This is a genomic window from Acinetobacter sp. ANC 4558 (genome assembly GCF_002135375.1).
GTDB lineage: Bacteria > Pseudomonadota > Gammaproteobacteria > Pseudomonadales > Moraxellaceae > Acinetobacter.
The window spans coordinates 91965-113653 of record NZ_NEGH01000009.1 but is presented as its reverse complement, the minus strand read 5'-3'; the positions used below and the strand labels follow the sequence as shown (position 1 = coordinate 113653).

Below are 21689 nucleotides of genomic sequence, written 5' to 3'. Positions count from 1 at the left end.
AATATTGTATTAAATGTATCGAAAATATTAATTTATGTTAATTTGGTTGATATTTTAGTTGTTTTTGTAAGAAATTTTGATTTAAACGCTTAAATAAATATTTAATTCAACCAAATATAAAAAAGACCACATTTGTGGTCTTTTTTATATTAATTTACTAAATTAAGCAGATGTTTTTACTGCTTCTAAAAGTTCATTTTGACGTGCTTTTAAAGCTGTAGGTAAACGATCACCTAACTGATCAAATAACTCAGTATGGCTTTCAAGTTCTTTGATCCATTGATCTTTATCTTGAGACGTTATGAGCTCAAACTGTTCTTTAGAGAAATCTGTACCCGTCCAATTGAGTTGTTCATAAGTTGGAACACGTCCAATTGGTGTGTCTACCGCAGTAGCGCGACCTTCACAACGATCAATGATCCACTCAAGAACACGCATGTTCTGGCCGAAACCAGGCCATACAAAGTTGCCCGCAGCATCACGACGGAACCAGTTTACATTGTAGATGCCAGGCAGTTTGTTACCTGCTGCTTCAGCTTTAACAGCAACTTGTTCACCAAGCTCTAACCAGTGAGCGAAGTAATCTGCCATGTTGTAGCCTGCAAATGGTAGCATTGCAAATGGGTCACGACGAACAATACCTTGTTGTCCTACAGCGGCAGCTGTAGTTTCTGACCCCATGGTTGCCGCTTTATAAACACCATCTACCCAGTCAAATGCTTCAGAAACTAATGGCACTGTATCTGCGCGACGACCACCAAAAATAAAGGCAGAAATTGGAACACCCGCTGGATTTTCCCAATCAGCATCAATAGAAGGACATTGGCTTGCTGAAACAGTAAAGCGCGCATTTGGATGAGCTGCTTTTTCTTCACCTGTATGTAGATGACCTTTCCAGTTTGTTAGGTTTGCAGGAGCTTCTTTAGAAAGACCTTCCCACCATACTTCACCGTTGTCTGTTACAGCAACGTTGGTATAAATGACATCTTTATGTAAGGTTGCCATACAGTTCGGGTTTGTTTTGGTATTTGTACCCGGTGCAACACCGAAGAAACCAGCTTCTGGATTAATCGCATATAAGCGACCATCTTCACCAGGTTTGATCCAAGCAATATCATCACCAACAGTTTCAATTTTCCAACCTTCGTAACCGACTGGTGGAATAAGCATTGCAAAGTTAGTTTTACCACATGCAGAAGGGAATGCAGCTGCGATGTAGTGTTTTTCACCTTGAGGGTTAGTCACACCTAAAATAAGCATGTGTTCAGCTAACCAGCCTTGTTCACGACCCATTGCTGATGCAATACGTAAAGCAAGACATTTCTTACCAAGTAATGCATTACCGCCATAACCTGAACCATATGACCAAATTTCACGAGTTTCAGGATAGTGAACGATGTATTTTTCAGCATTGCAAGGCCATGCAACATCTTTTTGACCTTCTTCTAATGGCGCACCGACAGTATGCACACAAGGTACAAACTCACCATCAGTACCAAGAACGTCATAAACAGCTTTACCCATACGAGCCATTTTGCGCATGCTGACTGCAACATATGGAGAATCAGTTAATTCAATACCAATGTGTGCAATATGAGAACCTAGTGGTCCCATTGAAAATGGAACAACATATAAGGTACGACCTTTCATTGAGCCATCAAATAAACTGTTTAAGCGAACGCGCATTTCAGCTGGAGCTTCCCAGTTATTTGTTGCGCCAGCATCTTCTTGTTTTTCAGAACAGATAAAGGTACGACCTTCAACACGAGCAACGTCGGAAGGATCAGAATTGGCAAGATAAGAACCAGGATGTTTTTCTTGGCTAAGCGCTTGCATAGTGCCGTTAGCAATCATCAAATCGATATAACGCTGATTTTCTTCTTCGCTACCGTCACACCACTCAATTCTCGCTGGTTTCGTTAGTTTTGCAATTTCTTCCACCCAAGCAATAAGCTTAGGGTGGCGAACGAATTCTGGTGCGTTCACTTGGGTCATGTTGAGGCCTATCTCAAATATGTACAAATGTACAAAGTTGAATCTAAGTAAATGATTCGCATTAACTCAGATTAATGATGTAAAAAAAGTGGCTGTATTAAAGCATAATTTTCAGAAAAAAATAAGACCAAAGAATATGAACAGTTTTAAATAGGAGTAATGAAATTAATAAATATATTTACCTATATATCAAATAGTTAAATTTAATTAATGTGTGAGTTTTTCTATTTATCTGGGAAATATTAGGTATTTATTTTTATTATTATCAAATAAAACACATATTTAGTTGATTGATATTGTGATAATTCTTCCATTAGAAAAACAAATAAAGCCCATTCAATTTTTATATCACACAGTTTATCTTTATCACGATTTATAGATAAAGATATTTAAATAAATATTAACCCAACATATACATTTGGAGGAGTAATTTATCGGTTATAGGCATCTTTATTTTTAAAGTGTAAACTATTTATCGGAAAATTGCTTTTAATAGAACTAAAATAGATAAAAAATGAAAAAAAAATGCGATTAGCCCTTGAAGCATTTTTTTCCATCCCCACAAAAGTGTCATCTAAAAGAATTGATAATGACGTAAGGAAAATTAAGTCATTATCTGTAATTAAGAAGACTTAGTCTGATGGAGTAATTTTATGAGCAATATTCGTCCATTACATGATCGTGTAGTAATTCGTCGTGTAGAAGAAGAAACAAAAACTGCTGGCGGAATTTTATTGCCAGGATCTGCTGCAGAAAAACCTGCTCAAGGCGAAGTTATTGCTGTTGGTAATGGTCAGATTACTGACAACGGTGTTCGTGCTTTAGATGTGAAAGTAGGCGATAAAGTTTTATTCGGTACTTATGCAGGTACAACTGTAAAAGTTGATGGCGAAGAACTTTTAATCATGAAAGAGTCAGATATTTTAGCAGTATTAGAAGGTTAATCTGCTTATTTATCGCTTAATCTAAATCAGCTTTTGTGAAAATATTAAAATTATTCGGAGTCAAACATGTCAGCTAAAGACGTAAAATTTGGTGATTCAGCACGTACAAAAATGATTGCAGGTGTGAATACACTAGCAGATGCTGTAAAAGTAACTTTAGGTCCTAAAGGCCGTAATGTCGTTATAGATCGCTCATTTGGTGCTCCACATATCACTAAAGATGGTGTGACTGTAGCAAAAGAGATCACACTAAAAGACAAGTTTGAAAACATGGGTGCTCAACTTGTTCGTGAAGTGTCTAGCAAAACAAATGATATTGCTGGTGATGGTACAACAACTGCAACAGTGTTAGCTCAAGCAATCTTGAATGAAGGGATCAAATCAGTAACAGCGGGTATGAACCCGATGGATTTGAAACGTGGTATTGATATTGCTGTTAGAGCAGTTGTTAAAAATATTCAAGAAACAGCAAAACCTGCTTCAGATTTTAAAGCCATTGAACAAGTAGGTTCAATTTCTGCCAATTCTGATACGACTGTTGGTAAGCTTATTGCGCAAGCAATGGAAAAAGTTGGTAAAGAAGGCGTAATTACCGTTGAAGAAGGCTCAGGCTTTGAAGATTCTCTAGATGTTGTAGAGGGTATGCAGTTTGACCGTGGCTATATTTCTCCTTACTTTGCGAATAAACAAGATACTTTAACTGCAGAGCTTGAAAATCCATTCATTCTTCTTGTTGATAAAAAGATCAGCAACATCCGTGAACTCATTTCAGTATTAGAAGCAGTGGCTAAAACTGGTAAAGCACTTTTAATTATTGCTGAAGATGTTGAAGGCGAAGCTTTAGCAACATTAGTTGTGAATAATATGCGTGGAATTATCAAAGTTTGTGCTGTTAAAGCCCCTGGCTTTGGTGATCGTCGTAAAGCAATGCTTCAAGACATCGCAATTTTAACTGGTGGTACTGTTATTTCTGAAGAAATTGGTATGCAGTTAGACCAAACGACGCTTGAGCATTTAGGTACAGCACATAAAGTGACCATTTCAAAAGAAAATACGGTCATTGTTGATGGTGCTGGTGATGCTGCACAAATTTCTGATCGTGTTCAACAAATTCGTGCACAAATTGAAGAATCTACGTCTGAATATGACAAAGAAAAACTTCAAGAGCGTGTTGCTAAATTAGCTGGCGGTGTTGCGGTAATCAAAATTGGTGCTGCAACTGAAGTTGAAATGAAAGAGAAAAAAGATCGTGTGGATGATGCGCTTCATGCGACTCGTGCTGCGGTAGAAGAAGGTGTTGTTGCGGGTGGTGGTGTTGCACTTGTACGCGCTGCTAAAGCATTGGAAAATGTAACTGGTGCAAATGACGATCAAAACGTAGGTATTAATATCTTACGTCGTGCAATTGAAGCTCCACTTCGTCAAATTGTATCTAACTCGGGTGATGAACCATCTGTTGTGATTAATGCAGTTAAAAGCGGTGAAGGTAACTTCGGTTATAACGCTGCGACTTCAGAATATGGTGATATGTTAGAAATGGGTATTTTAGACCCTGCTAAAGTAACACGTTCAGCATTAGAGCACGCTGCATCTGTTGCTGGTCTGATGTTAACAACTGAATGTATGATTACTGACATTCCAGAAGAAAAACCTGCTATGCCTGATATGGGCGGTATGGGTGGCATGGGCGGCATGATGTAATCTGTCTATGTTTATAAAAAGGTCGCTTTGAGCGACCTTTTTATTTTTATCTTGATATGAAAAATTTAATGGTTAAAAAATACGAAGTCGCAATTAAAAAAATAAGTAAAATATAAAGAAGTGTAAAATAGGTGTGTATGTGCGTTAATAAATTTTTAATGAATGAATTGTGTTGGGGGGCTGCCCATTTTACGTTTAAACATGGCACTGAATGAATTTGGAGTGCTATAGCCAAGTTGTCGTGAAATTTCATCGATATTTTTTCCTTCCAGTAGCATTTTTATTGAAGCTCCAATATAAATTTGTTGTCGCCATTGGGTAAAACTTAATCCTGTTTCTTTTTTAAAATAGCGAATCAGTGTTCTGGAGCTTACCCCAACTCTATCTGCCCAGACTTCAATGGATGCTGTATTTGATGGATGACGCAATAAGCTTTCACAAATTTGAAGTATTTTTTTATTTTTAGGTAAAGGAACACAGCAATCTTTAAAAGTAATGCTTTTATTTAAAGATTTTAATAAAAGAGGAATAATCAGTTTTTGGCTGTCTATATCAGATGAACTATCAATTAATTCTAATATTAGTTCTTTGAGTAAAGGAGTTACTTTAAGTAGTTTTAATTGAGATAGATTAGGTGGAATTGCATCAGGTTTAATATATACAGATCGAAGAGAAACAGCGCCAATCATATGAAGTTCATGTGGTACTCGCGGTGGGACCCATAAAGCAGAGTTTGGAGGTAATAATCAAATTTTATGAGGTGTAATGACATGAATGACACCTGTTAATGAGTAAACAAGTTGTCCAGTAGAATGTGTATGCATTGTTTCAATATCACCAGATTGATATTCAAATGGTAATGCAACGATATTCAAATTTTGCATGCAATTCACTCTTCTAAATTTTAGTCTACTGTTTGTCCATAATTCATTGTTTTTTATTTGAGTCTTTATTTATGACAAATGCTGTCATAAATGAATCGTATGTTGTCAGATATGAGAAAAAAATTCAATTATTATTGATAATAAGAATCAACTTCATATGAGAATAATTCTATGTCTCAAAAAAATCTCCCATACTCAACTGCTTTTTTTGTCATTTTTTTTGGTAATTCATTGTTTATCCAAAGTATCTACTCAGAAACGACAGGAAATCAAATCGATCAAGCAGAATTTGTTGTGCTGCCAGCATTAAAATTACAAGCGTCTCAGGAAGATTTAACGGGTTATGCCAGTTCAAACATAACGCTTGGATTAGGGGGTGCAAAACACACGCAACGAGAAATTGCGAATTCAATTTCAGTGATAAATCGTGAGAAAATGGATGATGTAAATGCCATTGCACTGGAAGATGCATTGAAATATACACCAGGATTAAGCATTAAAAGTTATGGGATTAATTCAGCGGGAGTTGAATCTCGTGGGTATGGAATTGATCATTATCAAATTGATGGTGTATCTTCTTCCGCACGTGTTTATGAAAATAACTTTGCTTTGGCAATGTATGATCGAATGGAAGTAATGCGTGGTGCATCTGGCTTACTACAGGGAACTGGTGATCCTGGTGGGACAATCAATCTTGTACGTAAAAAAGCACAAAAAGAATTTGGATTTAATGCGAAAACGAGTATAGGTTCATGGAATCATTATTATGTAGATGCAGATGTTACGGGTTCTATCAATAAGGATGAATCACTTCGAGGACGATTGATTGCTTCTTATTTAGATCGTGATTATTTTACCAATATTGCATCTAAAAAGCAGCCAATGTTATATGGCACATTAGAATATGATTTGGATGATCAAACAACATTATCACTTGGGCATAGTTGGCAACGCACTGAAAGTCATCCGTTTTATGGTTTGCCTGCATATAACAATGGTACATATCCTAAAATTTCACGTTCGACCTATGTTGGAACAAGTTGGGATAATGCAACAAATGAAGTGAATCGCAGTTTTATTGAGTTAGAACATCATCTTGCAAAAGGTGGAAAAGTAAAGGTGAGTGGTTCTTATCTTTATCAGAATAACCATAGCGAATTTGAATGGGGTAATAGTAATGTTGATTTAAAAACTGGAAACTTTAATTTAATTCCCTATTTTTCGTATTCACGAAATCAGGAAGTTAATTATAATGCAGAAATTATACAACCCTTTAAATGGCATGATTTAGACCAAGAATTCGTACTGGGGACGAATTATCAAAAATATAAAAATAAAGGAGCATATAACGCAAGTACTTGGGGGAAAAATGGGAGTGTGCAAAATATCTTTCATCCTAATTATCATATTCCTAAACCTGATATTCAAATTGATGATCCGACCACCTCGACCCAAACTCAAAGTGCTGCCTATGGACAGACTCGAATTAAACCGATCAAACCTGTAACGGTTGTATTAGGGGCACGTATTGCATGGTATGAAAATGCAGTAGATACAGATGCAACACAAAAAATAAATGCGAAATTCGTACCTTATGTTGGTTTTATTTATGATTTGAATAAAAATTTATCTGCATATACCAGTTATAGTAATATTTTTTCCCCTCAATCTGATCAAACTTCAGATTTGGAATTCTTAAAACCGCGTGTGGGGCATCAATATGAAATTGGATTAAAGGGAGGCTATTTTGATGATCGTTTAACATCGAGCATATCAATTTATCAAATTGATGATGAAAATAGAGCGATGTCTGATCCGAATAATCCCAATTTTTCAATTGCTGCAGGAAAAGTTCGAAGTAAAGGTGTTGAAACAGAGTTAACAGGTCAATTGACTGAAGCTTGGAAGATCTCTGCTGGGTATAGCTATAATACAGCTATTCAAGTTAAAGCACCTATAGGGAGAGAAGGTTTACCTTTAAATTCACTATTTCCACGAAATAGTGCGACCTTATGGACGGATTATAAAATTAATCAAGGTATGCTCAGTGGATTTAGTTTCGGTGGCGGCTACCGTTACCGTGGTGCTATTTATAGTCGTCGGGCAGGAAATTCATGGGGAGAAGGTGGCTTAAGCTTATTCGATTTACAGATGGCATATCAAGTCTCTCCAAAGCTTAAAGCATCGTTCACAGTAAAAAATGTGTTTGATAAGCGTTATTATGATCGTCCAGATGCTTGGTCTAGACAGACCTATTTTGGTGACCCTCGTAATATGATGTTTACATTGAATTATAAATATTAAACAAGATCAGCGTGGCTAAAATTAAAAGCGTTTTAATTTTAGCCACCTTGATGGCTTATGTCGTAGATTGGATTTTGTTTTGTGGATTTATTTTATAGATTAGAACTCAAAATAATCTGTGCTAATTTTTTAATTGCTTGTTCCATAAGCTCAGGTTCAAAATCTCCAAGTCCAATAATCAAACCAGATTGTTTTCTTTCTTTAGAATAAGTCGGGGAAATCGCTTTAACCGAAATTCCTGCATGAAGTGCAGACATAGCAATATCTTGATCACATAATCCTTCAGCAAGCCATAAAACAATATGCATGCCTTGATCACCTGTTTGTAACCATGCTAAGTGTTTGGGAATATGCTGTTCAATGATTTTGATTAAAAATTGTCTTACTTCAGCATACACATGGCGAATGCGGCGAATATGCCTTTCCAAAAAGCCTTCTTGAATAAATGCAGCTAATACATGTTGATCGGCTGTAGGGCTGTGTCGATCAATGATCACTTTAAGCCCGCAAAATGGTGCAACTAAAGACTGAGGTAAAATAGCATAACCAATACGTAGCGAAGGGAATAGTACTTTGCTAAAAGTACCTAAATAAATCACTTGATCGGGTGCTAATCCTTGTAGCGCTGGAAAGGGTTGACCAATATAGCGTAGCTCACTGTCATAATCATCTTCAATAATCCAAGCTTTATGTTGTTTTGCCCAGTTCAAAAGTGCATTTCGTCGTGCCAAACTCATTGACATGCCTAATGGGTATTGATGTGAAGGCGTGACAAATACAGCACGTGCTTGTTTTGTTAATGTTTTGGCATAATCAATTTGAATTCCTTCTTCATCGACGGGAATACGCGTGATTTCAATTTGATGTACGCAGTGTTCTAGAATGCTTGTTGTACCACGATATGCAGGGTCTTCGACCCACACATGATCATGTGCTTCAAATAAAATTTGACTACAAATATATAAGGCTTGCTGAATTCCATTGGTAATTACAATTTGTTCAGGTTCACAATGAACTGAACGGGAACGTCGAACATAATCTGCAATTGCAATTCGAAGTGCCAGAACACCTTGCGGATCATCATAACCCGTTGGTATACCAACACCACGAGCTCTAAATCGATTACCAAATTTTCTCCAAGCATCTTGAGGCTGCGTACGTGCTATAGGAATTGAAATGGCAAAAGGTGCATGTGGTAGTGGGGTAAATTCTTGGAGTACGTTTGCATAGGCATGTGCGGATTTAGTTAAAGTGAGCGTTGGAGTTATTGCGACTTTATGGGATTTTACGGTGACATTTAAGGTGGACGAAATATAGGTTCCTCTTCGAGGGTGAGAACATATAACACCTTCGGCGATTAATTGATCGTAAGCGTCAATGACTGTACCTCGTGCCACCTTTAAAGTTTGAGCAAGCACTCGAGATGAAGGTAAGGGATCATCTGCTTTTAAATCACCATTTTGCACTGCTTGACGAATTGCTCGAGTGAGCTGTGAACTTATTTTCCCATCAGATTTATTGATATTTGCAATCAATGGGAGATCAATCACTTTTGCTAATCTTGCCATAATTCTGGTCTATATTATAAAGATAAAAGTGGTACTTTTTTATAAGCCATAAAAAATAGAAAATCTACAAGAGAAATATGAAAATACATAACTTTATCTAAAGGATTTTGATGATGTATATCCCAAAAGATTTTGAAGAAACACAACGAGATGCTCTCTACCAACTGATATCTGAATATCCATTAGGTATTTTAATCAATGCTGGAGAGGTTGGATTAGACGCCAATCATTTACCTTTTGAATTACAGCTGAATAAAGGACAATTTGGAACTTTATCTGCACATGTAGCAAGAAATAATCCAATTTGGCAGAACCTTCAACATGAAGAAGAGGTCTTAATCATTTTCCGCGCTGGTGATGCTTACATTTCCCCACAGTGGTATCCAAGTAAGCAGGTACATCATCAACAAGTACCTACTTGGAATTATAGGGTGGTGCATGTATATGGGAAAATTACGATTCATGATGATGAGAAATATGTACGAGGTCTTGTTGCACGCTTAACACGTCAGCACGAAGCAACACAGCCTATACCGTGGAAAATGACGGATGCACCTCAAGATTATATAGCAGGAATGTTGAAAAAAATTGTTGGGATTGAAATCGAAATTACACGCCTACAAGGCAAGTTAAAGCTGAGTCAAAATAAAGCATACCCAGATATTTTAGGGGTTGCACATGCACTCAATCAGTCAAATCAGCATGAACTTGCTAAGGCGATTTATCAGATTGCAGAATCTAAAAAATAAATCATTCAGTTATTTATATGGAAAATGTGAGGAAAACATAAATGTCGTGGACGAACCCAGTTGAGTTGATTGGTGAGCATGTTGTTTTAAAACCTTTAAATCTGGCACAAGAAAAGGCGTTGAGTGAAGCTGTCTGTGATGGAGAACTATGGACACTTTGGTATACAAAAGTTCCTACACCAGAACAAATGTATACGGAAATTGAAAGGCGCTTAACTTTACAAAAAGTTGGCAGTATGTTGCCTTTTTATATTGAAGATCGCAAAACGGGTCAAGTATTAGGCATGACGACTTTTATGAATATTGAGCAAATACATCGCCGTGTGGAAATTGGTTCGACATGGTATAGACAGTCTGTGCAACGTACTCATGTGAATACGGAATGTAAAAGATTACTGTTAACATATGCATTTGAGGTATTAAACTGCATTGCAGTTGAGTTTAGAACATCCTCTTTTAATGTTCGCAGTCAGGCAGCCATTGTTCGTTTAGGAGCAAAATTAGATGGTGTTTTACGAAGTCATCAAATTGTAGAGGATGATATTTTAAGAGATACGCATGTCTATAGTATTGTTAGAAGTGAGTGGCCAGCCATTCAACACAATTTATCTTGGCTCATGAGTAAACCAAGATAAGTTTGAAACTAGATGAAATTTAGAGTTTCTAATGTATAAACTAATGAGAAATTCTAAATTTCTTGAACTCATCAACTCGGCATTAATACGTCAGAGGACTGATTAACACGGAGTTTTCTTGCAATTTCATTTAAACTTTCAGTGAACTGTAAAAGCATTTCATTGAGCTGTTGCTGTTCTGCAATTAAGTCTGTTAGTTGTTGAGAACATTCAGAAGTAACATCAGTGAGATGATCGGTTAAAGCATTATGAAGTTGAGTGGAAAGTTCATTATATAATTGATCATGACCAATGATCAGATCTTCATTTTTATCATTTGCAATGATGTCATAACGAATATGTGGATTTAACTCTAGTTTAATGAGTGAAATCTCTGGCAATAAGTAGTCAGTTAAATGTTCTTGTAATTGTAAATGTAGTGTTTCATTCGTCCACACATTAACTGTTTCTAATACACGATGAATAGACTGTGTCTGAGCATGTTGCACTAAAAGTGTTGGTAATTGTGGAACAATATTACGCCAAGTTTGAGTGATAATTCTCTCTTTTTGTTGGCTTAAGTTAAGCTGCATTGTCTGAGTTTTTTGTTGAATTTGATTTAAAGCTGCATCAAAAATCAGGGTTAAAGGTTCGAGTATTTGTTCTTGTAAATAGTGTAAAAATATTTCAATAGATTTACGTTGCTTGTAACTGAGTGCTGGTTTAATTAAATCTAAAAGTGCATTAAAAAGTTGATTAATTCCTGCTTCGGTCATTGCGGAAGAATCAAAATTATTTTGACGAACCATTTGTGCAGAAATAGAGACTGGGTTTTTTAATAGTTTAGGATCTACATGCATTTCGATGAGTTTTTCGATAGAGCGCTCATGAACATCTGCTTCTTGTATTGCACGTTGAGCTACATTTTTATTGCAGAGAACAGCACAAATTTCACCATCAAGCTCATCTTCCTCAATTTGATCACTTCGTGTAATTACAGGCAATAAGGGTTTATGGCGACGCAATTCACGAGCTAAAGCTTCTAACTCTTGAACTTGACCAGGTGAAGATGAACTACTTAGCCAAAGTACACCATCCGCACTATCAATAAAACGTTGAGTCAATGCCGAATTTTTAGAAGTAACCGAGTGTAACCCTGGAGTATCAAGTAAAATGAGTTTTTCACCTAAACAAACACCTTGTAATTGTGCAGTTGTTTCAGTTGCACCTTCACTCAACGTATCTTGATGATAAACAATTTGACCATCAGAAAGATAAAAAGACTTAACTGATTGATTTTGTTGTTTAAATAATTCTGCAAGCAAGTTGCATAATGAACTTTTACCTGCATTAAACTTTCCAAAAATTAAAAACATGACGTTTTTATCAAATGTATCGGCAAGAGACTGTGCAGGAGTAAGTTCATGCCATAAATCATCCCATTGATGAATATCTGCAATGATTTGTTGATTAAAACTGATAAGTAATTCACTTAATGGGCTGATAGGAGAAAACCTATCAGCAGAAAGTAGATTTCTTTGTAGATTCTGCTTAAGCTCATCACGCCAAATTTGTAATTCATGTAATATGGGGGAAAAATCTAATTGTTCATGGTTAGACGTATTTAAGGTGTCAATAAACTTTTGGAGGGTCGTGTGCTGAGTCATTATGCAGCCTCCAAGATTCTGAGTGCATCTTGTGCCTGACAAATTAAAGCTTCTTCAGCTGAAACATCTATTATTTTTTGAACAAGTGTTTCTCTTTCTGCAGATAACTCATAATAGTGAGCGAATTCACGGCATAATCTTTCACGACCTGAATCTTCACAAAATATTTTTCGTAAATCTTCTCGATATTTAACCGATACCCCCATGACTGCTACCATCACAGTATCTAAACTACGGACATTGGTTTGTTGTGAACTTGGTAAACCAACCACACCATAGCGAACTAAATGGCTATTTAAATCAATACATGCACGCGAATATGCAACTTGAATACGTGCACGTTCTTGCTTTCCAGCGGTCATTTTGAACATATTCTCAAAAGAATCTGGCACTAAGGCATCATCATGACCTGTTACTTGAATGGTGGGTCGCAAGTCATCACGAACTTTATCAAGTACCGTATTTAAGTCTTGATCAAAAGAAATTCGTTGTTGTTTTTGAGTTTCCTGTAAGGTTAATAACTCATTATGTCGTTCAGTATATAGTGCTTGTAGCTGCTGAGACATCTCATTAAATAATAATTCTTTTTCAAAAAGGCGTGCTTTAGGTACTTGAGATAAAGCGTTATCTAATGCTGCACGTAATTCATTTATACCACTTTTTTGTAATAATAATTGCTTGTTATTTTCTATTGCTTGTCGATGACGAGTTGCAGACACTGGTAAGAGTGCAAGTTGTGGAATTTGTTGGGTAATTGATTGAATAATATGGCTTAATACCGTTTGATCAGGAACTTGATCAACTTGTGTTAACGTAACCAATGTTTTACGCTGGGTACGCTGTGAATCTTCATATAATTTTTGGAGTAAAGGATGTTCCGCGGAGTCTAATTCACCTTCTTTTACAGAGTGAACAAATAAGCGAATATCAGATTTACACCAGAGTGCTTGTTGAGCCAAATGGTCATCTTGTCCCATGACATCGGCATCTAGACCAGGTGCATCAAGCCAGCGAATATTTTGATGAACATGTTCTGTAAGTTCAACGGTTTCACGGCGATCTGCAACAGAAAAAATATCATGACCAATTAATTCATTGAGTAAGCGACTTTTGCCATGATTATATTTGCCAATCACAGTAATGGTTGGCGTTTGCATAGATTGGGCGATTGCGGTTAGGCGTGCTAGATCAATGGCTCTTGTTGGCAAAACACCTAATACAATAGCAACTGCTTCATTGAAATTTTGAGTATCCATACTTTTTCTCTGCTTATCGTTATGACAAATATGGCTGGTCAAAGCCAGCCATATTTAGAAGTTGATTAAACTCAGATTAAGCTTGTAAACGTGGACGTTCTACAAGTTGATTATCTACACCATCATGTAATTTACTTAATTTGAAATCGAATTCCATTTCAAGATAAGGACCATCAAATCCTTGTGTTTTGATATCTGCTTCATCATTGTGTTCAATGACTGGTACAACTAAGCCATCACGAGTTGCATAAGCGAAATCATCATATACTAATGGATCATTTGCCATATTTAACTGAGTGGTTAACTTACGATGACCATCTGCAGTAATAAAGAAGTGAATATGGGCAGGGCGGTTACCATGACGACCAAGTTGATTTAATAACTGTTGAGTAGGACCATCTGGTGGACAGCCATAGCCTTTAGGCATGATGCTTTGGAAACGATAGCGACCTTGGTCATCTGTGATAATTGTGCGACGCATGTTGAATGGAACTTGTTCACCAGTTGGGTCAAAGTGTGAATAAAATCCTTTAGTATTGGCATGCCATACTTCAACTTGTGCATTTGGAAATGGTTTTCCTTCTGCATCATAAATAACACCATGCATAATAAGGGTTTGACCATCTGGATCGCTACCGTCATCTAAACGTGCAAAACCTTGTTCAACTGGAGCACCAGCAACATATAATGGACCTTCAATTGTACGTGGTGTACCAATCTCAATACCTAGTGCAGCATCTTCAGCATCCATACGCATATCAAGGAAACGGTCTAAGCCTAAACCAGGGGACAACAATGCTGCTTCTTGACTTGTACCTAACTGATTTAAATATGCAACACCTTGCCAATATTCATCAGAAGTAATGTCTAAATCCTCGATCATTTTAAAAAGATCGGAAAGTACACGATGTACAATCAGTTTAACGCGTGGGTCTCCACCTTCTTGTTCTAAACCGCTAGCTAGACGTAAAAAATCTTGTACTTCCTGTGTATCGAAAATTTTAACATTCATGGCTATCTCCTTAATAATGCCAAAAAATTGAGCGTTTTATTTCAAATTCCAACATATCTGGTTTAGATGTTATAGTTTCTATTCATATTGTTGGGATAACCATTTGTGCTTCACGCTACAATTAGAATGATAGATTTAACATATGAAATAGAAATAATTTACCTATATAGATGTGGGTATTTATTTCATTTGATAGAAACGATTATAGGGCTTAAATGAGCAATAACAAGAACCCAAAAAGTTTATATAAATACCTTATAGGTATATTTATTGAAAATTAAATCAGACTAAAACACTCAGTTTTTTGAAAAAAAGTTGAATCTTTTATATAGTAATAGAAATATAAGCTTTATAAGATGATGGTCAAAATAATGAGCATTCTTATAACTCATCACATATTTTGATGATGAGGCATTAGCCAAATAGAATGGATTTTAAGGTTAAGTAGTAAATAATTTTAATTCAATAATTTATTGATAAATATGGTGATATTGTATTTTTTGGATTTACTTGTTTACTGTATTATTCATGATTATAAATGAGTTTAGTGACTTTAGATTGGAGTATTTTAATGAAAGTTTTGGCTTTATAAATTTAATAGCATGAGAAGAAAATATAAAATGAATTTGATTTTATCGCCCATTAAGTAGGTTTGAATCAATGTTTAGAAGAGGAATTTAGAAAAATTTGTGGCTGCTTTGAATTATACCCAAAAAAGTATATAAAACGCTAGAATTGTCTATCTAATGAGTATGAATGAGCTAAGTGTTAGAAGATTTTTCAAGATAATGCTTAAATGTCATGACCTCATATGCGAGTACTATAATACTATTGTCAAAAGAACTGCAAATTAAGATTTATTAAGGTGAAGAGGCTCAGTAATTTGAGTGCTTTTGTAATCATGAATCACGTCATATTTTCATTGAAAAATGGATCTAGAATAAATGACATCGTCTTTTACTATAATAAAACAAAATTACATGTAAAATTCAATAATTATTTTTATAAATTTAATCGACGTAGATATTCGTATGACTCAGCGTAGGAAGTAAGTTCTCATCATGTAATAGTTGTGTTATGTAAGTGTGCAATATAAATATAGACTGAGAAATAAAAATCAGTGTGTAATGATGAGGTTACACACTGAATGGGGGCGTGATTTAAATTGCAAATGTACGACGTAATGCCTGAGTAAAATCTTCTGGACATTCAATATTTGAAATATGTGAAGCATTAATTTCAAATAATTGACTATTTACAATTTGATCTACAATAAATTGACCATCAGCAACGGTAGTCACTGGGTCTTGTTGTCCAGCAATCACGAGTACGGGTACTGTAATTTGCTTGATATCATCACGTAAATCCGCCTTAGCCAAAGCTTCACAACAACTTGCATAACCTTCTGCGCTGCCAGCTGCTAAGTCGTTACTTAAAGATTGTACAGTTATTGCTTGGCTTTGGATAAAGCTTTCGGTAAACCATCGTGATGCTGCTGTTGCAGCGATGGGTTGTAAACCTTGTTGGCGTACTAATGAAGCACGCTCATTCCATGCGGATTCTTGTCCAACTTTTGCAGCTGTATTACAGACTACAACATGATTAAATCGTTCCGGATGATGAATTGCTAACCATTGTCCTGTTAAGCCGCCCATAGAAAGACCACAGAAATTTGCTTTTTGGATGTTTAAATGGTCAAGTAAATGAACAACATCTTGACCTAATTGTTCAATGGTGTAAGGACCTTGTGGTGCAGACGAACCGCCATGCCCACGTGTGTCATAGCAAATGATAAAGTAGTCATTTTGCAATGCATCAATTTGTGGTTGCCACATACTGTATTGAGTACCCAGCGAATTAGAAAAAATGATTGCAGGGTGATGAGCATCACCAAAAGTTTGATAATTAATTTCAGCGTTATTCGATGTAAATTTTGGCATTAAAACTCTCCGAATCTCTCTGCACATCTGGGTAAATTTAAATTTTAAACCGATAAGCAGAGAGAGCAGTTTCTATCTTTTTTAATATTTAAACACGTTCAATAATCAAGGCAATACCTTGCCCAACACCAATACACATAGAACATAAGGCATATCGCCCTTGAATATGTTCAAGTTGATTTAAGGCAGTAATCACTAAACGAGCACCTGATGCACCTAATGGATGCCCAATGGCAATCGCACCGCCATTTGGATTTACACGGGCATCTTGATCATCTAAACCTAAATCACGAGTAACTGCCAATGCCTGTGCTGCAAAAGCTTCATTTAATTCAATGACATCCATTTGATCTAAACTTAAGCCCGTTTGATCAAGAAGTTTTTTAATTGCAGGAGATGGTGCAAAGCCCATGATTCGTGGTTCAACCCCAATGGTCGTTGCCGCAATAATTTTAGCTCGTGCAGTTAAACCATATTGTTCAACTGCATGGTCTGATGCAATTAATACAGCCGCTGCACCATCATTAATGCCAGACGCATTACCTGCTGTAACAGTGCCATCCGCCTTAATCACACCTTTTAGTTTGCTCAAAGCTTCAAGGGTTGTAGATGCACGTGGATGCTCATCGGTATCAACGACAAGTGCATCACCTTTACGCAGTGGAATGGTCACAGGAATCATTTCTTTTTTGAAGAAACCGTTGGCTTGCGCTGTTGCAGTACGTTGCTGACTATTTAGTGCAAATTGATCTTGATCTGCACGGTTGATATTGAACTGTTCTGCTACATTTTCAGCAGTTTGTGGCATGGTATCGACACCATACAGTTCTTTTAATTTTGGATTGATAAAGCGCCAACCCATCGTCGTATCTTCAATTTTTTGGCTACGACCATATGCACTATCAGATTTTCCCATTACATATGGAGCACGTGACATTGATTCAACACCACCTGCAATAATTAAATCTGCTTCGCCTGCTTTAATTGCACGTGCAGCAATGGCAATTGCATCTAAAGATGAACCGCATAAACGATTGATGGTGGTTGCAGGAACTTGATATGGCACACCTGCTAACAGGGCTGACATACGTGCAACATTACGATTATCTTCACCTGCTTGGTTAGCACAGCCATAAATGACATCATCAACCAATTGCCAGTTGATGGAGGTGTTTCGCTCAATGAGTGCTTTTATGGGTAAAGCACCCAAATCATCGGCACGTACTGGTGCTAATCCACCTGCATAACGTCCAAAAGGCGTTCTTACTGCATCAATAATATATGCATTTTTTAAAGTTTGACTCATCTTCACTAATCCTTAAACCTGTGTTGCATCAATAAGTTGAGCACCAGTTAAGGACTGCAATTCCTCAAAACTTAAGTCTTCCACTTTTTCGATGACTTTTAAGCCTTCAGGGGTCACGTCAATTACACATAAATCTGTATAAATACGATCAACACATTTTAAGCCTGTGGCTGGATAAGAAAGTTCTTCAACAATCTTCGGTTCACCTTTTTTAGTGACATGGTCTGTGGTGACAAACACTTTTTTTGAACCTACAGCGAGATCCATTGCACCGCCTACGGCAGGAATCGCATCTGCTGCACCAGTGTGCCAGTTCGCTAAGTCACCATTTTGTGCAATTTGAAAGGCACCTAAAACACAGATATCTAAATGACCACCACGCATCATGGCAAAAGAATCACCATGGTGGAAAAAACTTCCGCCTGTGAGCATGGTCACGTATTCTTTACCTGCATTGATTAACTCTGAATCCTCTTCACCTAAAGCAGGCGGTGGACCAAAAGCCAATAAACCATTTTCAGAATGTAAGAAAACATCTTTATCACTAGGCAGATAACTGGCAATTTTAGTGGGTAAACCAATTCCTAAATTGACATAAGCACCATCTGGAATATCTTGGGCAACACGTTCAGCAATTTGGTCACGAGTAAGTTTGATATAGCTCATTAATTTTCTCCAATTACTGGGCTGGTGTTACAGCAACAACATGTTTCACAAAAATACCAGGCGTGACAATGTGTTCAGGATCTAAACTGCCTAGCTCTACAATTTCAGAAACTTGTGCAATGGTACAATCGGCAGCCATCGCCATGATTGGGCCAAAGTTTCGTGCTGCTTTACGGTAAATGAGATTTCCCCAACGATCACCTTGATATGCTTTAATTAAGGCAAAATCAGCTTTAATCGGATTTTCTAAAACGAAATCTTTGCCTTCATAATTTAAGGTTGGTTTGCCTTCAGCCAGTAACGTTCCAAAACCTGTTGGTGTATAAATTGGTCCTAAGCCCATACCTGCCGCCTGAATACGGCAAGCCAAATTACCTTGTGGAACCAGTTCGAGTTCAATTTTTCCAGAACGATATAAGTCATCAAAAATATAAGAATCAGATTGTCGTGGGAATGAACAAATGATTTTACGTACAGCACCAGACTTAAGTAACTTTGCTAATCCGTAGTCGCCATTGCCTGCATTATTGTTGACGATAACCAGATCTTTAATACCAAGTTCAATAAGACCATCAATTAGTTCTGCAGGTTGACCAGCAGTACCAAAACCGCCAATCATAATGGTTGAGCCATTTGGAATTTTTGATAAGACTTCCATCATGGAAGCTGTACTTTTATCAATCATGTTGTAAACCTTCACCAAGAATAGATAAATTTCTAGCATTAAAAATCACGTCATTGTTAAGGCTAGAAATCTTGAGATATGCGTTCAAAGATTCCGACTTTTAGTAGGAACAGAACATTAGTTTGACTTCCAACACCTCATTGAATGAGATGATTGGAAGGTGAGAAACTTAAAAAGATAACATCAATTCATGATTAGTATCTTTATATTGTCTATAATTACTGACGACGTAAGTGATCAATCTTATCTTCATCGACCTCTATACCAAGCCCTGAACCTGTTGGGATTTGTAATTCAAAGTTTTGGTATTGAAGTGGTGTTTTTAGAATTTCTTCAGTTAACAGCAAAGGGCCGAAGAGTTCAGTGCCATATGCTAAATTTTCGAAGGTTGAAAACACATGTGCAGATGCAATTGTCCCGACAGGACCTTCAAGCATCGTTCCACCATATAAATCAATTCCTGCAAGTTTGGCAATTTTTCCAACCTCACAACCTTCAACTAAACCACCAGACTGAGCGATTTTGACTGCAAATACAGAGGCTGCATTGGTTTTTGCCAGTTGATAGGCTGAATTGGGTCCCATTAAAGATTCATCGGCCATAATCGCAATATCGAACTTTTGAGTGAGACGTTGCATTGCATCGATGTTATCAATTGCACAAGGTTGTTCAATTAAATCGACACCACCATCTTGTAATAATTGAATTCCTTTAATTGCTTCAAGCTCTGACCAAGCACGGTTAACATCTACACGAATAGAAATGTCTTGTCCGAGTGCTTTTTTAATTGCAAGTACATGTTCAACATCGGCTTCTACAGGACGTGAACCAATTTTTAATTTGAAAATATTATGACGTTTTGTCGCAATCATTTTTTCCGCTTCAGCGATATCTTTTTCAGTATTGCCAGAAGCAAGTACCCATAGAACAGGAATACTATCGCGTAATCTACCACCTAGAATTTCACTTAAGGGTAAGTTTAAGCGTTGTGAAAAAATATCTAAAAGCGCAGTTTGAATTGCACATTTTGCAAATCGATTACCATTAATATTACGCTTAATGATTTGCATGGTTTGAGCAACATTCAAACCTTTTAATGATTTAAGCAACGGACTAAAATAAGTGTCGATATTGGTTCTAACGCTTTCAGGGCTTTCATCACCATAACCCAAACCACCAATTGTCGTTGCTTCCCCCCAACCGATAAAGCCATCATCGGTGGTGATTTTGATTAAAACTAAGGTTTGTGTCTGCATGGTCGCAACCGCCATCTTATGTGGACGGATGGTTGGGATCTCGACAAGTAGGGTTTCTATCGACTTATACATCTTTCATATTTCTTATGCATTAAACTATTTATATACCCTAAATTAATGTAATATCTTAAACTAGAGAGAAATTGGTATTTTTAGATACTTAAAAGGTATATAAATGGAATTAAGACACCTCCGATATTTCGTCACTGTTGTAGAAGAACAAAGTATAACCAAAGCTGCAGAAAAACTGTGTATTGCTCAACCACCGTTAAGCCGTCAAATTCAAAAACTTGAAGAAGAATTAGGAATCACCCTGTTTGAAAGAGGCTCTCGACCTGTTAAAACCACAGAAGCAGGGATGTTTTTTTATGAACATGCTGTACAAATTCTAACGCATACAGCACAAGCAACCTCAATGGCACAGCGCATCAATGCAGTAGATAAGACCATTCGTATTGGCTATGTAAGCTCTTTACTCTATGCTTTATTACCACAAATTATTTATTTATTTCGACAACGTCATCCAGATGTACATGTTGAATTGATTGAATGTGGGTCGCGGGATCAAATAGAAGCATTAAAAACAGGTAAAATAGATTTAGGTTTTGGGAGACTTCGTCTTTCAGATCCATCTATTAAGCGCTTATTAATTCGAAAAGAACGTTTAATGCTAGCAATTCATGAAAATCATCATTTAGCAGATCATATTGATTCAGGAATTTATTTATCACAAATTTTAGATGAAGTAATTTTTTCTTATCCAACAACGCCCAAACCCAATTTTTCAACGTTAATTCAATCTATTTTTACTGAGTTAGGCTTAGTGCCTAAAAAGTTAAGAGAAGCACGTGAAATACATATGGCGCTTGGGCTTGTTTCTTCTGGCGAAGGGATTTGTATTATCCCAGAAAGTGCAAGTGATATTGGAATGAAAAACTTGGCATATGTTCCAATTTTAGATTTAGAAGCCTATAGTCCAATATCTTTATCTGTTCGTAATATGGACAAGAGTAGTTATATTCCTAAAATATTGGCGTGTCTACAGGAAGTTTTCCGAGAAAAAAATATAGATATGAAAATAGAAGATGCGTAAGCCTACTTGGCAATATTAAAAATTTATTTATTAAATGTAGACGGCGATA

18 protein-coding genes are annotated in these 21689 nt (G+C 36.6%); 6 read left to right on the top strand and 12 right to left on the bottom strand.

Annotation, left to right across the window (positions count from 1 at the left end):
• Window positions 1-162: 162 nt before the first annotated feature.
• A complete protein-coding gene (locus tag B9T31_RS11860; RefSeq protein WP_086182159.1) occupies window positions 163-1995 on the bottom strand; it encodes a phosphoenolpyruvate carboxykinase (GTP) in 1833 nt (610 codons plus the stop codon).
• Between the two features lie 653 nt (window positions 1996-2648).
• Here B9T31_RS11860 and B9T31_RS11855 point away from each other — a divergent pair.
• Window positions 2649-2939 carry a co-chaperone GroES gene (locus tag B9T31_RS11855; protein WP_004972131.1) on the top strand — a complete coding sequence of 97 codons (291 nt, stop codon included), beginning with the start codon at window positions 2649-2651 and terminating at the stop codon, window positions 2937-2939.
• Window positions 2940-3005: 66 nt separating this feature from the next.
• Window positions 3006-4640, top strand: coding sequence for a chaperonin GroEL (gene groL / locus B9T31_RS11850; protein WP_086182158.1), 1635 nt, complete (start codon window positions 3006-3008; stop codon window positions 4638-4640).
• A gap of 155 nt (window positions 4641-4795) precedes the next feature.
• Here groL and B9T31_RS11845 read toward each other — a convergent pair whose 3' ends face one another.
• Window positions 4796-5329, bottom strand: a complete 534-nt coding sequence (locus B9T31_RS11845; RefSeq protein WP_086182157.1) for a helix-turn-helix domain-containing protein — start codon at window positions 5327-5329, stop codon at window positions 4796-4798.
• Window positions 5330-5386: 57 nt separating this feature from the next.
• Window positions 5387-5524 (bottom strand): hypothetical protein, encoded by a 138-nt coding sequence (locus B9T31_RS17785; protein WP_171264745.1) that lies wholly within the window; start codon window positions 5522-5524, stop codon window positions 5387-5389.
• 171 nt (window positions 5525-5695) lie between these two features.
• Here B9T31_RS17785 and B9T31_RS11840 point away from each other — a divergent pair, with 171 nt between their 5' ends.
• Window positions 5696-7828: a TonB-dependent siderophore receptor gene (locus B9T31_RS11840; protein WP_086182156.1), complete on the top strand. Its 2133-nt coding sequence runs from the start codon at window positions 5696-5698 to the stop codon at window positions 7826-7828.
• A gap of 92 nt (window positions 7829-7920) precedes the next feature.
• Here the strand turns inward: B9T31_RS11840 and B9T31_RS11835 are convergent, their stop codons facing one another.
• Window positions 7921-9396, bottom strand: a complete 1476-nt coding sequence (locus tag B9T31_RS11835; protein WP_086182155.1) for a PLP-dependent aminotransferase family protein — start codon at window positions 9394-9396, stop codon at window positions 7921-7923.
• Between the two features lie 113 nt (window positions 9397-9509).
• On the opposite strand from B9T31_RS11835, the gene B9T31_RS11830 reads away from it, so the two are divergent.
• Window positions 9510-10145, top strand: coding sequence for an FMN-binding negative transcriptional regulator (locus B9T31_RS11830; protein WP_086182154.1), 636 nt, complete (start codon window positions 9510-9512; stop codon window positions 10143-10145).
• Window positions 10146-10186: 41 nt separating this feature from the next.
• A complete protein-coding gene (locus tag B9T31_RS11825; protein WP_086182153.1) occupies window positions 10187-10780 on the top strand; it encodes a GNAT family N-acetyltransferase in 594 nt (197 codons plus the stop codon).
• Window positions 10781-10851: 71 nt separating this feature from the next.
• Here the strand turns inward: B9T31_RS11825 and B9T31_RS11820 are convergent, their stop codons facing one another.
• From B9T31_RS11820 to B9T31_RS11785, 8 genes are all read right to left on the bottom strand, one after another.
• A complete protein-coding gene (locus B9T31_RS11820; RefSeq protein ID WP_086182152.1) occupies window positions 10852-12426 on the bottom strand; it encodes a dynamin family protein in 1575 nt (524 codons plus the stop codon).
• Complete coding sequence (locus tag B9T31_RS11815) at window positions 12426-13682, bottom strand: GTPase (protein WP_086182151.1); 1257 nt, start codon at window positions 13680-13682, stop codon at window positions 12426-12428. Before B9T31_RS11815 ends, B9T31_RS11820 begins: the two co-directional genes overlap by 1 nt.
• 76 nt (window positions 13683-13758) lie before the next feature.
• Entirely contained in the window at window positions 13759-14694 is a 936-nt protein-coding gene (catA, locus tag B9T31_RS11810; RefSeq protein ID WP_086182150.1) for a catechol 1,2-dioxygenase, read from the bottom strand.
• A gap of 1160 nt (window positions 14695-15854) precedes the next feature.
• Window positions 15855-16634: a 3-oxoadipate enol-lactonase gene (gene pcaD, locus B9T31_RS11805; RefSeq protein WP_086182149.1), complete on the bottom strand. Its 780-nt coding sequence runs from the start codon at window positions 16632-16634 to the stop codon at window positions 15855-15857.
• Between the two features lie 88 nt (window positions 16635-16722).
• Window positions 16723-17940 carry a 3-oxoadipyl-CoA thiolase gene (pcaF, locus tag B9T31_RS11800; RefSeq protein WP_086182148.1) on the bottom strand — a complete coding sequence of 406 codons (1218 nt, stop codon included), beginning with the start codon at window positions 17938-17940 and terminating at the stop codon, window positions 16723-16725.
• 12 nt (window positions 17941-17952) lie between these two features.
• Entirely contained in the window at window positions 17953-18606 is a 654-nt protein-coding gene (locus tag B9T31_RS11795; protein WP_086182147.1) for a 3-oxoacid CoA-transferase subunit B, read from the bottom strand.
• 13 nt (window positions 18607-18619) lie between these two features.
• Window positions 18620-19291, bottom strand: coding sequence for a 3-oxoacid CoA-transferase subunit A (locus B9T31_RS11790; RefSeq protein WP_086182146.1), 672 nt, complete (start codon window positions 19289-19291; stop codon window positions 18620-18622).
• Window positions 19292-19509: 218 nt separating this feature from the next.
• A complete protein-coding gene (locus B9T31_RS11785; RefSeq protein WP_086182145.1) occupies window positions 19510-20619 on the bottom strand; it encodes a muconate/chloromuconate family cycloisomerase in 1110 nt (369 codons plus the stop codon).
• Between the two features lie 103 nt (window positions 20620-20722).
• On the opposite strand from B9T31_RS11785, the gene B9T31_RS11780 reads away from it, so the two are divergent.
• Complete coding sequence (locus B9T31_RS11780) at window positions 20723-21640, top strand: LysR family transcriptional regulator (RefSeq protein WP_086182144.1); 918 nt, start codon at window positions 20723-20725, stop codon at window positions 21638-21640.
• Window positions 21641-21689: the final 49 nt, after the last annotated feature.

Coding starts and splice junctions, on each gene's coding strand:
- B9T31_RS11830 (WP_086182154.1), top strand. CDS start 9,510: ATGTATATCCCAAAAGATTTTGAAGAAACACAACGAGATGCTCTCTAC.
- B9T31_RS11825 (WP_086182153.1), top strand. CDS start 10,187: ATGTCGTGGACGAACCCAGTTGAGTTGATTGGTGAGCATGTTGTTTTA.
- B9T31_RS11785 (WP_086182145.1), bottom strand. CDS start 20,619: ATGTATAAGTCGATAGAAACCCTACTTGTCGAGATCCCAACCATCCGT.
- catA (WP_086182150.1), bottom strand. CDS start 14,694: ATGAATGTTAAAATTTTCGATACACAGGAAGTACAAGATTTTTTACGT.
- B9T31_RS11835 (WP_086182155.1), bottom strand. CDS start 9,396: ATGGCAAGATTAGCAAAAGTGATTGATCTCCCATTGATTGCAAATATC.
- B9T31_RS11820 (WP_086182152.1), bottom strand. CDS start 12,426: ATGACTCAGCACACGACCCTCCAAAAGTTTATTGACACCTTAAATACG.
- B9T31_RS11840 (WP_086182156.1), top strand. CDS start 5,696: ATGTCTCAAAAAAATCTCCCATACTCAACTGCTTTTTTTGTCATTTTT.
- B9T31_RS11855 (WP_004972131.1), top strand. CDS start 2,649: ATGAGCAATATTCGTCCATTACATGATCGTGTAGTAATTCGTCGTGTA.
- B9T31_RS11860 (WP_086182159.1), bottom strand. CDS start 1,995: ATGACCCAAGTGAACGCACCAGAATTCGTTCGCCACCCTAAGCTTATT.
- B9T31_RS11780 (WP_086182144.1), top strand. CDS start 20,723: ATGGAATTAAGACACCTCCGATATTTCGTCACTGTTGTAGAAGAACAA.
- pcaF (WP_086182148.1), bottom strand. CDS start 17,940: ATGAGTCAAACTTTAAAAAATGCATATATTATTGATGCAGTAAGAACG.
- B9T31_RS11845 (WP_086182157.1), bottom strand. CDS start 5,329: ATGATTGGCGCTGTTTCTCTTCGATCTGTATATATTAAACCTGATGCA.
- pcaD (WP_086182149.1), bottom strand. CDS start 16,634: ATGCCAAAATTTACATCGAATAACGCTGAAATTAATTATCAAACTTTT.
- B9T31_RS11790 (WP_086182146.1), bottom strand. CDS start 19,291: ATGATTGATAAAAGTACAGCTTCCATGATGGAAGTCTTATCAAAAATT.
- B9T31_RS11815 (WP_086182151.1), bottom strand. CDS start 13,682: ATGGATACTCAAAATTTCAATGAAGCAGTTGCTATTGTATTAGGTGTT.
- groL (WP_086182158.1), top strand. CDS start 3,006: ATGTCAGCTAAAGACGTAAAATTTGGTGATTCAGCACGTACAAAAATG.
- B9T31_RS17785 (WP_171264745.1), bottom strand. CDS start 5,524: ATGCAAAATTTGAATATCGTTGCATTACCATTTGAATATCAATCTGGT.
- B9T31_RS11795 (WP_086182147.1), bottom strand. CDS start 18,606: ATGAGCTATATCAAACTTACTCGTGACCAAATTGCTGAACGTGTTGCC.